Annotated in this window: 10 protein-coding genes and 1 pseudogene; 9 read left to right on the forward strand and 2 right to left on the reverse strand. The window is 66.4% G+C overall.

Annotated features, from left to right (window positions below; translation table 11 throughout):
- The first annotated feature begins 163 nt into the window (after positions 1–163).
- The 4 genes from ileS to ndk are packed head-to-tail and all read left to right on the forward strand — an operon-like array spanning position 164 to position 5,782.
- Positions 164–3,466, forward strand: coding sequence for an isoleucine--tRNA ligase (gene ileS / locus OL239_RS07905; RefSeq protein WP_268911382.1), 3,303 nt, complete (start codon positions 164–166; stop codon positions 3,464–3,466).
- Entirely contained in the window at positions 3,467–4,846 is a 1,380-nt protein-coding gene (locus OL239_RS07910) for a bifunctional folylpolyglutamate synthase/dihydrofolate synthase (protein WP_268911383.1), read from the forward strand. It abuts the gene before it with no gap.
- A gap of 5 nt (positions 4,847–4,851) precedes the next feature.
- Complete coding sequence (locus tag OL239_RS07915) at positions 4,852–5,325, forward strand: DUF4233 domain-containing protein (RefSeq protein WP_268911384.1); 474 nt, start codon at positions 4,852–4,854, stop codon at positions 5,323–5,325.
- Between the two features lie 40 nt (positions 5,326–5,365).
- Complete coding sequence (gene ndk / locus OL239_RS07920) at positions 5,366–5,782, forward strand: nucleoside-diphosphate kinase (RefSeq protein WP_268911385.1); 417 nt, start codon at positions 5,366–5,368, stop codon at positions 5,780–5,782.
- Between the two features lie 85 nt (positions 5,783–5,867).
- Here ndk and OL239_RS07925 read toward each other — a convergent pair.
- A pseudogene (locus OL239_RS07925) lies at positions 5,868–6,985 on the reverse strand (SDR family oxidoreductase).
- 132 nt (positions 6,986–7,117) lie between these two features.
- Here OL239_RS07925 and OL239_RS07930 point away from each other — a divergent pair.
- Positions 7,118–7,753 carry a CG0192-related protein gene (locus tag OL239_RS07930; protein WP_268911386.1) on the forward strand — a complete coding sequence of 212 codons (636 nt, stop codon included), beginning with the start codon at positions 7,118–7,120 and terminating at the stop codon, positions 7,751–7,753.
- 16 nt (positions 7,754–7,769) lie between these two features.
- Here OL239_RS07930 and OL239_RS07935 read toward each other — a convergent pair whose 3' ends face one another.
- Positions 7,770–8,393 (reverse strand): vitamin K epoxide reductase family protein, encoded by a 624-nt coding sequence (locus OL239_RS07935; protein WP_268911387.1) that lies wholly within the window; start codon positions 8,391–8,393, stop codon positions 7,770–7,772.
- 1,046 nt (positions 8,394–9,439) lie between these two features.
- On the opposite strand from OL239_RS07935, the gene OL239_RS07940 reads away from it, so the two are divergent.
- The 4 genes from OL239_RS07940 to rpmA all read left to right on the forward strand — a co-directional run bounded on the left by OL239_RS07940 (position 9,440) and on the right by rpmA (position 13,491).
- Entirely contained in the window at positions 9,440–12,004 is a 2,565-nt protein-coding gene (locus tag OL239_RS07940) for an Rne/Rng family ribonuclease (RefSeq protein WP_329609377.1), read from the forward strand.
- Positions 11,890–12,486 (forward strand): hypothetical protein, encoded by a 597-nt coding sequence (locus OL239_RS07945; protein ID WP_268911389.1) that lies wholly within the window; start codon positions 11,890–11,892, stop codon positions 12,484–12,486. Before OL239_RS07940 ends, OL239_RS07945 begins: the two co-directional genes overlap by 115 nt.
- A 339-nt stretch (positions 12,487–12,825) precedes the next feature.
- Complete coding sequence (gene rplU, locus OL239_RS07950) at positions 12,826–13,137, forward strand: 50S ribosomal protein L21 (protein WP_104053917.1); 312 nt, start codon at positions 12,826–12,828, stop codon at positions 13,135–13,137.
- A gap of 90 nt (positions 13,138–13,227) precedes the next feature.
- On the forward strand, positions 13,228–13,491 hold the full coding sequence (gene rpmA, locus OL239_RS07955; RefSeq protein WP_104053918.1) for a 50S ribosomal protein L27: 264 nt from the start codon (positions 13,228–13,230) through the stop codon (positions 13,489–13,491).
- Positions 13,492–13,495 lie beyond the last annotated feature (4 nt).

Below are 13,495 nucleotides of genomic sequence, written 5' to 3' on the forward strand. Positions count from 1 at the left end.
GCAGCCGGCTCGGCGGCGCAGAGCACTGCAGACTCCTGCAGGGCCCGGCACCGGCGACGACGGCGGCAAGCGAGGTGGTACCGCGGATCACCGCAGGCTTTGTGCCGGCAGCGATTCCGCCCTCGCATCCTGTAATTCATCAGAACTACTTGCCGCTATCAGGATGACGAATATGCCTTCTATCTACCCCAAGGCCACCACGGCCGCCGCACCGGCAGAAAATGCCGCCCCGTCTTCCCCTAAGTTTCCGGAACTCGAAGAACTCGTTCTGAAGTACTGGGACGAAGACGGCACCTTTCAGGCTTCCATCGATGCCCGCCCCGCCGGCGAAAACGGCGCCAATGAGTTTGTCTTCTATGACGGCCCGCCCTTCGCCAACGGCCTGCCCCACTACGGGCACCTGCTGACCGGCTACGCGAAGGACCTGGTGGCCCGCTACCAGACCCAGCGCGGCCGACGCGTGGAACGCCGCTTCGGCTGGGACACCCATGGACTGCCCGCCGAGCTCGAAGCCATGAAGCAGCTGGGCATGTCCGACAAGGTCCAGATCGAAAAGATGGGCATCGACAAGTTCAACGACGCCTGCCGCGCCTCCGTCATGGAATACGCCGGCGAGTGGAAGGACTATGTCACCCGCCAGGCCCGCTGGGTGGACTTCGAAAACGACTACAAGACGCTCAACGTTGAGTACATGGAGTCGGTCATCTGGGCCTTTAAGACCCTCCATGAGAAGGGCCTGACCTACAGCGGCTTCCGGGTGCTGCCGTACTGCTGGAAGGACGAGACTCCGCTGTCCAACCATGAGCTGCGCATGGACGACGACGTCTACAAGGACCGCCAGGACCAGACCGTCACGGTCACTTTCCCGATCACTGCCGGGGACAATGTGCTGTCCGCGGAGCTCGACGGCGTGAACGCCATCGCCTGGACCACCACGCCGTGGACGCTGCCCACCAACATGGCCCTCGCCGTCGGACCCTCCGTCCGCTACGCCGTGGTGCCCGCGGGCCCTCACGGCACGCAGGCCGGCGACGGACGCTTCCTGCTCGCGGAGGACCTCCTCGGCTCCTACGCCAAGGACCTGGGGTATGACGACGCCGAGGCCGCCCGCGCGGCCGTCACCTCCGTGCACCTGGGCAGCGAGCTGGCCGGACTGCACTATGCGCCGCTCTGGAACTACTACGCCGACACGGAAAAGTGGGGCACGGAGAACGCCTGGCAGATCGTCACCGCGGACTACGTCACCACCACCGACGGCACCGGCATCGTCCACCAGGCCCCGGCCTATGGTGAAGACGACCAGAAAATCTGCGAGCTGAACGGCATCCCCGTGATCCTCTCCGTGGACGAGGGTGGCAAATTCCTGCCCATGTTCGGCGAGGGTCCGCTGTCCGGCATCGCCGGACTGCAGGTTTTCGACGCCAACAAGCTCATCACCAAGGTGCTGCGCGCGGACGGCCGCCTGCTGCGCCAGGCCAGCTACGAGCACAGCTACCCGCACTGCTGGCGCTGCCGGAACCCGCTCATCTACAAGGCGGTCTCCTCCTGGTTCGTGGAGGTCACCAAGATCAAGGACCGCATGGTCGAGCTGAACCAGCAGATCAACTGGATCCCGGAGAACGTCAAGGACGGCCAGTTCGGCAAGTGGCTGGAGAACGCCCGCGACTGGTCGATCAGCCGCAACCGGTACTGGGGCAGTCCCATCCCGGTGTGGGTTTCCGATGATCCCAATTACCCGCGCACCGATGTGTACGGTTCGCTGGAGGAAATCAAGGCAGACTTCGGCCGCCTGCCGCTGAACCATGAGGGCCAGCCGGACCTGCACCGGCCGTTCATCGATGAGCTGACACGCCCGAACCCGGACGATCCCCGCACGCCCGAAGAGGGCCAGTCCACCATGCGCCGCGTGGAAGACGTCCTGGACGTCTGGTTCGACTCCGGCTCCATGCCCTACGCCCAGGTGCACTACCCGCACGAGAACGCCGACTGGTTTGAGCACCACAACCCGGGTGACTTCATCGTGGAGTACATCGGCCAGACCCGCGGCTGGTTCTACACGCTGCACGTGCTCGCCACGGCACTCTTTGACCGCCCGGCGTTCCGCAACGTCATCAGCCACGGCATCGTCCTGGGCTCGGACGGGCAGAAGATGTCCAAGTCGCTGCGGAATTACCCTGACGTGTCCGAGGTCCTGGACCGCGACGGCTCCGACGCCATGCGCTGGTTCCTGATGGCCTCGCCGATCCTGCGCGGCGGCAACCTGGTGGTCACCGAACAGGGCATCCGCGAAAGCGTCCGCCAGGTGATCCTGCCGCTGTGGAACGTGTGGCACTTCTTCACGCTTTACACCAACGCTGCGAACAACGGCAGCGGTTACGAGGCGAAGCCGCGCTACGAGTCCACCGAGCCGCTGGACAACTACATGCTGGCGGCCACCGGTGACCTGGTGCGGACCATGACCGGCCAGCTGGACAGCTACGACGTATCCGAGGCCTGCGAAACGCTGCGCCAGTACATGGACACCCTGACCAACTGGTACATCCGCCGCAGCCGCAACCGGTTCTTCGACGAGGATCCCCAGGCGTTCGACGTGCTCTACACCTGCCTGGAAACGGTGTGCCGGGTGGCCGCTCCGCTGCTGCCGCTGATCTCCGAAGAGATCTGGCGCGGCCTGACGGGCGGGCGCTCGGTGCACCTGACCGACTGGCCCGACGCGGACCTCTTCCCGCAGGATCCGGCGCTGGTGGACCGGATGGACCGCACCCGGCGGATTGCCTCCGTGGGCTCGTCGCTGCGCAAGGCCGCGAACCTGCGGGTGCGGCTGCCGCTGTCGGAACTGACCGTCGTCGCCCCCGGCGCCGAGGCGCTGCAGGGCCAGTTCGCCGCGATCATCGCCGATGAACTGAACCTGAAGTCCGTGCGGCTGATGGACGCCGCTGCCGCGGATCCGGCGGAATTCGGCATCACGCAGAAGCTCGTGGTCAACGCCCGTGCCGCCGGCCCGCGCCTGGGCAGGAACGTACAGACCGCGATCAAGGCCTCCAAGTCAGGGGACTGGTCGGTGGACGACGCCGGTACGGTCACCGCCGGCGGCCTGGAACTGCAGCCGCAGGAATACACCCTGGAAACAGTGGTCGAGACCGCTGACGGCGAATCCGCCAAGGCTGTCTCCGTGCTGCCCGGCGGCGGCTTCCTGGTGCTCAACACCGAAGTCACCCCGGAACTGGCCGCCGAAGGCACCGCCCGGGACGGTATCCGCGCCATCCAGCAGGCCCGCCGCGACGCGGACCTGCACATCAGCGACCACATCCGTACCGAGGTGACAACGTCGCCGGCCTCCGCCGCAGCCCTTGAGGCCAATGCGGAACTGATCAAGTCCGAAACCCTGACCGACGAGCTGGTTCTCACGGCAGTTACCCCCGCCGACGACGCTGAAGAATTCACCGTCTCACTGGAGAAAATCTAAATGAGCATGTTTGACGGACCGTCCGGCGCAATTGACGGGTTCTCCGTGGAAAGCGTTTATGCCGAGCTGCTGAGCCGCGCACCGGAAAACAAAATGGAGCCGCGGATGGCACCGCTGTTCCGGGCGATGGAGGTGCTGGGGGAGCCGAACAAGGCGTTCCCGATCATCCACATCACCGGAACCAACGGCAAGTCCTCCACGGCACGCATGATTGAAGCAGGGCTGCGGGCCTACGGGCTGCGCACCGGCCGGTACACCAGCCCGCACCTGAGCAAGGTCACCGAGCGGATCAGCATCGACGGCGAACCCGTCTCCGATGAGACGTTTGTGCGGATCTGGGACGAAATCCACCCGTACCTGGACATTGTCGACGGCGAACTCACGGCAGCCGGGGAACCGCGCCTGACGTACTTCGAAGCCGTCACCATCCTCGCGTTCGCGGTCTTCGCCGATGAACCCGTGGACGTTGCCGTCATCGAAGTCGGCCTGGGCGGCATCACCGACGCCACCAATGTGGGTGACGGCTCCGTTGCCGTCGTCACGCCGATTTCGCTGGACCACACGGAACTGCTGGGCGACGACGTCGCCGACATTGCGGTGGAAAAGGCGGGCATCATCAAGGAGGGCGGCTTCCTTATCAGTGCTGCCCAGCCGATGGAAGCCGCGCAGGTCCTGCTGGAGAAAGCCCGGGAAGCAGGCGTTCCGTACCGCTTCGAAGGCGTTGAATTCGGCGTCGAGTCCCGCGTGATGGCGGTGGGCGGACAAATGCTGGCCGTCGCCGGACTTGCCGGCCGCTACGGGGACCTGCTGCTTCCGCTGCACGGCAAGCACCAGGCCGAGAATGCCGCGGTCGCCGTTGCCGCACTGGAGGCCTTCATTGGCGGCGGCACGAAGGAACTGGACGTGGAACTGCTGCGCACCGGTTTCTCCACGGTGAGCTCGCCCGGCCGGCTGGAAGTCGTTCGCACCGCGCCCACCATCGTGGTGGACGCGGCCCACAACCCCGCCGGGGCCAAGGCCGCGGCGGAGGCCGTGCAGGAAGCGTTCAGCTTCACATCGCTGGTCGTGGTGGTCGGCATCCTGGCCGAAAAGGACGCCGTCGGAATCCTCACCGAGCTGCGCGAAACGCTCGGTGACCAGATCACCGGCGTGTGCCTCACGCAGTCCAGTTCCCCGCGTGCCCTGTCCGCCGAGGACCTCGTCCAGGACGCCGTCGACGCCGGTTTTGCCGACGAAGACCTGCAGGTGGAGCCCGGCCTGGACAACGCCATTGAATGGGCGGTGGCCAAGGCCGAGGAAAACAATGACCTGTCCGGCGGCGTGCTGATTATCGGATCCATTACCCTGGTGGCCGAAGCGCGCACCCTTCTCGGAAAGTAAGCACCATGGCTAAACTCACCAAAGCGCAGCGCGAGTGGCGTCCGGGAATGCCTAAGAAACGGCGTTCCATCCGCATCATGTTCGCCTCCACTGTCCTGGTCCTGGAAGCGTTCCTGGTACTTTTTGCAACGCTGGCCGTCTTCGGCCTGCGGCGGGACGAGCTGTCTCCTGCGGTCATCCTCGGCGGCGGGTTCGTCCTTTTCGCCGCGCTCATCGCCACCTGCGCGATCCTGCCCAAGCCGGCCGGTCCGGTGATCGGCTGGATTCTGCAGCTGGCCATCATTGCCACCGGATTCCTGGTGCCGGAGATGTTCTTTGTCGGTGCCATCTTCGCTGCCACCTGGTGGTACGGGCTGAAGACCGGCATGCGCCTGGACCGGGAGAACCGGGTGCGGGACCGGGAACAGGCGGAATGGGAAAAGGCCCATCCGGAGGGTTCCGAGGGCCCCGGCGCTTCCGCTGCACCCGCCGCAGACTAGGCTTAGACTCGAATACCGCAACTTCGCAAGGAGATACACCGTGAGCACCGAGCGCACACTTGTACTGATCAAGCCCGACGGCGTGGAGCGGAAGCTCTCCGGCGCAGTCCTGGCCCGGGTGGAAGCCAAGGGCTACACCCTGGCGGAACTGAAGAAGGTGCATGCCACCCGCGAGGTGCTCGAAGAGCACTACGCCGAGCACAAGGGCAAGCCGTTCTACGAACCGCTGGTGGAATTCATGCTGAGCGGCCCGGTTGTGGCGGCCATCTTCGAAGGCGAACGCGTCATCGAAGGTTTCCGCTCCCTGGCCGGAACCACGGACCCCACCGCCGCCGCCCCGGGCACCATCCGCGGCGACTTTGGCCGCGACTGGGGCACGGCAGTGCAGCAGAACCTGGTCCACGGTTCGGATTCCCCGGAGTCCGCCGCCCGTGAAATCGGCATCTGGTTCAAGTAGCCGTACCGCTGCGCGGATACACCCGCAGCACGCCGCGGAAGGGGCCGGCACCAGTGATGGTGCCGGCCCCTTCCGTCATTTCCGCTTAGGGAATCAGGCGTTCGGCGCGCAGGCGGTCGAAGAGCTCAAGGAAGGCATCCTGCGTGCGGCGGTAACCGGTGAAACCCGCCAGCCGGCTCTTGCTCATGTCCGTCAGGACTTCGATGTTCCGGCCCAGGTCGGCGTCGGTGTGCCACCAGGAGGCCAGCCGCCGAAGCTCCGGTTCCGCCAGGCCGTGGCGGGCAGCGAGCTTTTCCCAGGCTTCATCCATGTCCGCCATCTGCTCCTCGAGCGGCCGGGGCGTGGTATCGAAACCGGCCGCTTCCACCCCAAAGTATTCCGCCAGCCGCGGCCAGAGGGAACGCCAGCGGAAAATATCGCCGTTGACCACGTTGAAGGCCTCGTTTGCTGTGTGCCGATCGGTGGCAGCCCACAGCATGTGCTCGGCGAGCAAACCGGCGTCGGTCATGTCAGTGACCGAGTTCCACTGGGTTTCCGATCCCGGAAAACAAACGGCAGTCCCAGTTCACGGCACAGCGTGGCCTGCGCGGCCAGCGTCTGCCCCATGTTCATGGCGTTGCCCACGGCGAAGCCAATGACGGTGTGGGCGCGGTGGACGGACCAGGCGAAACCCTGCCTTTCCGCGGCTGCCGTCAGTTCGTCCTCCTGCGCGTAGTAGAAGTTATCCACCGGCAGCCGGGGTTCGTCCTCGGAGAACGGAGTGTCCGGCATGGACCCTTCGCCGTACGCCTCGAACGGTCCCATGTAGTGCTTGAGCCCGGTCATCAGGGCCACGTGTTCCACCGGGGCATGCTCCAGCGCCGTCAGGAGATTGCGGACCATGGCCGAGTTGACGGCAATGTTCTCCGCTTCCGTTTCCTGCCGCGACCACGAGGTGAAGAAGACGTGGGTGGGGCGGGCATCCGCCAGTGCCGCGGCCAGGTTCTCGGGCGAGGTCAGGTCCGCAGCCACCGAAACGACGCCGGGACGGGCCTCGGAGCCGGCAGCTGAGTCCATTCCCTTCCGGGACAGCGCCAGCACCGTCCATCCCTGCCGGGACAGGAGGTCCACGAGGGCGGCACCGGCAATACCGGTGGCGCCGGCAACCAGGGCGGTGGGTGCGGGGTCCTGTGAGGCATGGTGTGCGGGGGCAGTTCTGAGCATGGTTCTCCTGATCAAGTGGGGCGTTTCGCGGGACTGCGGCAGGGGGTTCCTGCCCGGGCCCGTGCAGGCGACAACCGGAAAACTGCGGGGGAAATTCCTGACGCTGCACCCCGGAGCGCCTAGGCTGGGCACATGGCACTCATTCATCACGCAGATTTGCACCCGGACAAAATGGAACTTCTTACCTCCTGGCTTCCCTCGGCCGCCTGGTTTCCCGGCACCGGGCAGCTGCCTCTGGAGCGGATCGGTTCCTTCCGCTTCGACGATCCCGACGGCGAGGTCGGCATCGAAACCCACTTGGTCGCCGTCGGGCTCGATGTCCTTCAGGTGCCACTTACTTACCGCGGCGCACCGCTGGACGGCGGGGAAGAGTTCCTGATCAGTTCCATGGAACATTCGGTGCTGGGCCGGCGCTGGGTCTACGACGCCTGCGGGGATCCGGCCTACGCGCAGGCGCTGGCTGCCTCGATCCTCTCCGGGCAGGGGCAGGCACCGCAGTATTTCGAGAACGACGGCGTCCGGGAGGACATTCCGGAGTCCGTCAGTGTGGTGGCCAGCGGAATGCCCGACGGCGAGGAATTGGCCGATGGGCCCCAGCCGGGACCGGCGGACCTTCCCGTGGCCCGCATGACAACCGGCGACTGGGAACTTTCAGTGGTGCGGGTGCTGGAGCTTGGGGGAGAAGCGGTGGCTGATCCGTCATTGACCGCCACGTGGAATGGGCAGGACGTCCCCGTGCTTCTCGCGTGGGCGCTGCCGCTCGGCTGATCAGTTTCGCTGCCGGTCAGCCAACGAACGAATTCATGAACCGGAAAAAGATTGACGCAGCGGTGGCGACCCAGAGCAGGGCCACGATAACCCAGGCCCATTCGGACACGAACTTGACCAGGCCCGCCGGGGCCGGCAGGACACCGTGTGCGAGGTTGCGGATGGTCGTGAAGACGAACAACGGAATCATGGCGGCCCAGACCACGATGCAGTAAAGGCACAGCACGTAAATGTCGAACAGTGCCTGGCTCCACAGCCAGACCACGAACACCATACCCAGGGTCACGCCGGCCTGAAGTCCCAGCCAGTACCAGCGCTGAAACCGGGCACCGGCCAGCATGGCCATGGCGGTGGTGATGATGACAGCGAACGCCACAATGCCGATCAACGGGTTGGGGAAGCCGAAGATGGCGGCCTGCGGGGTCTGGAAAACAGTGCCGCAGGAAACCCAGGGGCTGATGTCGCAGCTGGTGATGTAGCTGGCATCCGCATAGACACGAAGCCGTTCCAGGACCAGGACGCCGGAGGCCAGCCAGCCCACGATGCCGGTGACAAGCAGAATCCAGGCGAAGCCGCGTTCCTGGCCCTGCTGGTCGGCGGGCCGGCGGGTGACTTGCGGATTGGCGGCGCTGGACGGCACGGAGATCTCCTTTTGGCTGGTGGTGATACGTGTCGAGTCTATGCGCTGATGCGGGCCAAAAAGACGGGCATGTGAGATAATGGCTGTGGCTGACGGCGGAACCACATTCCGTTGCCGGTCCAGCGACAGGCTTCCGGTTCTGTCGGTGACGCTTCCCAAGCAGTTCGCCCATCAACCCGGATGGGAACCAGGGAATCCGCCGATCAGACCTGCCCGCAGCGGCAACGTCGTGAACGTGCCGGCAGGTAGCAGGAAAAGCGCCGCTGGTCTTCGAGTGATACCGCGCCCTACAGCTGGCACGACCTCGGATGACATCCAGACGACTTCCGGCTGGCGGCAGGCAACTGATGCCCCCCGCACAGCCGATACATTGCCCGCTGGGCATTGGAATGTGGCCAGTGCCGCAGGGGCCGGAGCGTAGTTTTTTATGAGTGATGAACTGAATAATGAACCAGCAGTTAACAGCGGCCTAGCGGCTGGTGAAGCGACGGAGGATGCTTCCGCCCAGGCCAAAGAACCCGTAAAACGGCCACCCGCAGCCGCCGCAAGTCGGTGGCTGCTTCTGCACCGGCGGAGAGCGAGGAAACCGGCGAAGCCCCGGCCCCCGCCGCTGATGCTCCGGCCGCTGCCGCACCCAAGCGGGTCCGCAAGGCGCCGGCGGCAACCGCTGCCGCCGCAACCGCCGCCGCGCCTGCCGAAGAAGCCGCCGCAGCGGAAAAACCTAAGCGTGTACGGGCTCCCCGCCGCAAGACGGTTCCGGCAGGCGAAGCCGCTGCTCCCGCGGAGGCGGCTGCTCCGGCAGAAGGGGCCGTCCCCGCAACCGTTGACGCAGCCGCTCCTGAAGCCACGGCTCCGGCGGCCGCTCCTGAAGCGACGGCTCCCGCAGCAGCTGACGGCGCGGAAGCGTCCGAGGGTCCGGCACCGGTGAAGGCCGTGCGCCGCCGTCGGGCGCCTGCCAAAAGGCAGCCGAAGCACCGGCTGCAGCCGAAGCTCCGGCTGCGGCCGCGGCGCAGGAGACGCCGGATGCCCCCGCCGGGGGCACAGCCGTGGAACCCGGAGCCGCCGTGCTCCCGGACGCAGCTGAAGCCAAAACTGCACCGAAGCGCACCCGCCGCCGCCCCGCGAAGGCTGCCGGAAAGACTGCGCCGGACGCCGAAGGCACCGCAGAGCTTCCCGAAGCTGCCGCGGAGGCCGCAGTGGATGACACTGCGGCTGCCCCCGGATCCGCCGCCGCGGACGAAGCCCTCCCCGCCGATGCAGCAGCGAAAGAAACGGCGCAGGACGAGGCGGAGACATCCAGTCTGAATCCCTTTGCCGTTCCCGCCCTGCCGCTTTTCCATGCGCCGGATTTGACCGCCGTCCGTGCCGCACCCGTGTCCGGGGCCGCCGATGAATCCGACGAAGATGACGATTCAGCCGACGGCAACCGCAGCCGCCGCCGCAGCCGGCGGGGGCGCAACCGGACGCGCAGCGATGCCCCCGCGCACAGCGATGCACCCGCGGATGAGAGCGCGGAGTCCGAGTCGGCGGCCGCCCCAGTAGACGGCGCGGCGGGCCCGGAAGCCGAGGGCGTAACGTCGCGGCGCCGCCGCCGCCGGCGCCGCGGCGACGCGGACCTTGAACTCACCGGTGGAGCCGACGATGATCCGCCCAACACGGTGACCCGGGTCCGGGCCCCGCGTGCCCACGCCGACGCACCCGTCTCGGACCGCGTCACCAGCGTCAAGGGATCCACGCGCCTCGAAGCCAAGAAGCAGCGCCGCCGCGAGTCCCGCGAATCCGGACGCCGCCGCCACGTCATCACTGAAGCCGAGTTCCTGGCCCGCCGCGAGTCGGTCGACCGGCAGATGATCGTCCGCCAGCGCGACGAACGGATCCAGATCGGGGTGCTCGAAGACGGTGTCCTTGCCGAGCACTTTGTCTCCAACACCCAGCAGGACTCGCTGATCGGCAATGTGTATGTCGGCAAGGTCCAGAACGTGCTGCCGAGCATGGAAGCCGCCTTCGTGGACATCGGACGCGGCCGCAACGCCGTGCTGTATGCCGGTGAAGTGAACTGGGACGCTGCCGGGCTCGACGGCCAGCCGCGCCGCATCGAGCTGGCCCTAAAATCAGGGGACTCCGTCCTGGTGCAGGTCACCAAGGATCCGGTGGGCCACAAGGGAGCCCGCCTCACCAGCCAGATCTCGCTGCCGGGCCGCTACCTGGTCTACGTACCGGGCGGTTCCATGACGGGAATTTCCCGCAAGCTGCCTGACGTGGAGCGCAACCGGCTCAAGAAAATCCTCAAGGACCACCTGCCGGAGAATGCCGGCGTCATCGTGCGCACTGCCGCCGAGGGAGCGTCCGAGGAGGAGCTGATGAATGACATCAACCGCCTCCGCGCCCAGTGGGAGAGCATTGACGCCAAAGCCAAGTCCACCAAGACCCTGGCTCCGGAGCTGCTCTACGGCGAGCCGGACCTGACCATCAAGGTGGTCCGAGACGTCTTCAACGAGGATTTCTCCAAGCTGATCGTTTCCGGTGAAGAGGCCTGGGACACCATCGAGGCCTATGTCACCTACGTGGCGCCGGACCTGGTGGGCCGCCTGGAAAAATGGACCAAGGACGAGGACATCTTCGCCGCCAGCCGTATTGACGAGCAGATCGCCAAGGCACTGGACCGCAAGGTCTTCCTGCCGTCGGGCGGTTCGCTTGTCATCGACCGCACGGAAGCCATGACCGTGGTGGACGTCAACACCGGCAAATTCACCGGCAGCGGCGGAAACCTCGAGGAGACCGTCACTAAAAACAACCTTGAAGCGGCCGAAGAAGTGGTCCGCCAGCTGCGGCTGCGGGATATTGGCGGCATCATCGTCATTGACTTCATCGACATGGTCCTTGAAGCTAACCGCGACCTGGTCCTGCGCCGCCTCGTCGAGTGCCTGGGCCGTGACCGGACCAAGCATCAGGTTGCCGAGGTAACGTCCCTGGGCCTGGTCCAGATGACCCGCAAGCGGATGGGCACCGGACTGCTCGAGGTCTTTGGCGAGAACTGCGAGCACTGCGACGGCCGCGGGGTGATTACGCATGAGATCCCGGTTGAACACCGCCGCAGCACCAGCCACAACAGTGCAGGCAACGGTACGGCTGCCCATGCGGTGTCCGAGGACCACCACCAGCAGCACCTGCGGCAGGAAAAGCAGTCCCGCGGGGACCGCAAGCGCAACCGCAGCCGCGGCCAGGGTACCCCGCAGCAGGCAGCCGCAGCAGCGGCTGCCGAGGAGCCGGTCAAGAGCGAGGAGCCCGCTAACGCCGAAGCCGAGCGGCAGGCCAAGGCCAAAGCCGAGGCTGCCCGCGCAGCGCTGGCCACCATCGCTGCCGCAACTGCTGCCGCCACCGCGGCAGCAGCGAACGACGCCGGCGGGGCGGGGAGCGCACCGACGGCGGCAAGCAGGTTGATGCCCCGAAGGCTCCCGCCTCGGAAACGGCCGGGGAGGCGGTTGATGCCGGCGCCGTGCTGCAGATCCAGGGCGAGACCGTCGTGGTGCCGCGCCGGGAACGCCGCGAGCCGGTGCAGGAGGAGCCGCGTTTCACGCTGGAGAGCCTTACCGAGGCCTTCAACGAGGTAGCCGCTGCCGGCGCACCGCAGGGCAGCACAGCTGAGGGCACGCAGGAAAGGGACCGGGCCGGCGAGTCCGCAGCTGCCCAGCCGGCAGCCGGGACCGCGCCCCGCCGTTCGCGGCGAAGCAGCGCTGCCGCCCGCAGCGTCCAGCCGGCTTCCGCAGCTGCCGGGGAAGCCGCGGCAGCCGCGCAGGCGCCGGCCTCCGCGGCGAAGGAACCCGCCGCGCCGGTCCGCCCCGCGGCGCCGGAGCCTGTCCGGCAGGCCCCCTCGGCGCCGTCCCGGGCTCCGCGCCGCCGCCGCGCCGCCGGCAGCCCCCAGGGCGCCGCAGGAACGGATGCCATCCATACCGGCGGTGCAGTTGCTGCCGGACCCGTAGCTGTCCGCCGCGTTGCGGCACCTGCTGCTGAACAGGCAAAGGATAAGCTCCGCGAACCCGCCGGCAGTGCGCCCGTCATCCTCGGCGTCGGCGTTCCGGCCTCGGAGCTCTAGCCGAACCGCAGCGCCGGTGCCTGGACGGACCCACCGGCACCAAAAGCTGGGGCGGCCGTCCCCGAAACAGGGGGCGGCCGCCTCAGCTTCGCCGCGGAGGCGGCAGGACCTCCGGAAATGCTATAAAGTAGGACGAGAGCAGTGACGTCCGAAGAGGCGCAGCGCCCGAAGCCCCGCATTTGCGGGTTGTCGGTTGCGTAGCGTAACCTTGAACTTCGGTGCGAACGCCTTCCAACCGTTTATCGGATACAGGGCGTGACTGCATGGCGCAAGGCGGGCAAATTCAGCCCAGCTAGATGCGCATCCAAGTATTAAACGTCGAGAGAAGTGAGTTCCCAAGTGGTGTACGCGATTGTCCGCGCTGGCGGCCGCCAAGAAAAGGTTTCCGTCGGAGACCTCGTAACCCTGGACCGCGTCCCCGGTGGAGCCGGCAGCACCTTTGAGCTGCCCGCCCTGCTATTGGTTGATGGCGACCAGGTCACCTCTTCCGCACAGGACCTGGCCAAGGTCACCGTGACGGCAGAGATCGTTGAGAATTTTCGGGGTCCGAAGATTGTCATCCAGAAATTCAAGAACAAGACCGGCTACAAGAAGCGCCAGGGCTACCGCTCCTCGCTGACCAAGGTCAAGGTTACGTCCATCAACTCCTGATTCTCGTGCCGGCTCCACCCGGAGCCGGGAACGCGGGAAGCATCCCGCCCCTGAGTTTCATAATCAGTTAGCAAAGGCAGGCAGTAGAAAATGGCACATAAGAAAGGTGCGAGTTCCACTCGCAACGGTCGCGACTCCAACGCCCAGTACCTTGGCGTGAAGCGTTTCGGTGGCCAGGTTGTCAAGGCAGGCGAAATCATCGTTCGCCAGCGCGGCACCCACTTCCACCCGGGCGAGGGCGTTGGCCGCGGAGGCGACGACACCCTGTTCGCACTGGAAGCAGGCGCAGTTGAATTCGGCAGCCGCCGCGGCCGCCGCGTCGTGAACATCGTGGCTGCTGCAGCCGCCGAGTAATCAC

It is taken from the genome of Arthrobacter sp. ATA002, assembly GCF_026898095.1.
Taxonomy (GTDB): Bacteria; Actinomycetota; Actinomycetes; order Actinomycetales; family Micrococcaceae; genus Arthrobacter_B.

Coding starts and splice junctions, on each gene's coding strand:
- ileS (WP_268911382.1), top strand. CDS start 164: ATGACGAATATGCCTTCTATCTACCCCAAGGCCACCACGGCCGCCGCA.
- OL239_RS07910 (WP_268911383.1), top strand. CDS start 3,467: ATGAGCATGTTTGACGGACCGTCCGGCGCAATTGACGGGTTCTCCGTG.
- OL239_RS07915 (WP_268911384.1), top strand. CDS start 4,852: ATGGCTAAACTCACCAAAGCGCAGCGCGAGTGGCGTCCGGGAATGCCT.
- OL239_RS07930 (WP_268911386.1), top strand. CDS start 7,118: ATGGCACTCATTCATCACGCAGATTTGCACCCGGACAAAATGGAACTT.
- rpmA (WP_104053918.1), top strand. CDS start 13,228: ATGGCACATAAGAAAGGTGCGAGTTCCACTCGCAACGGTCGCGACTCC.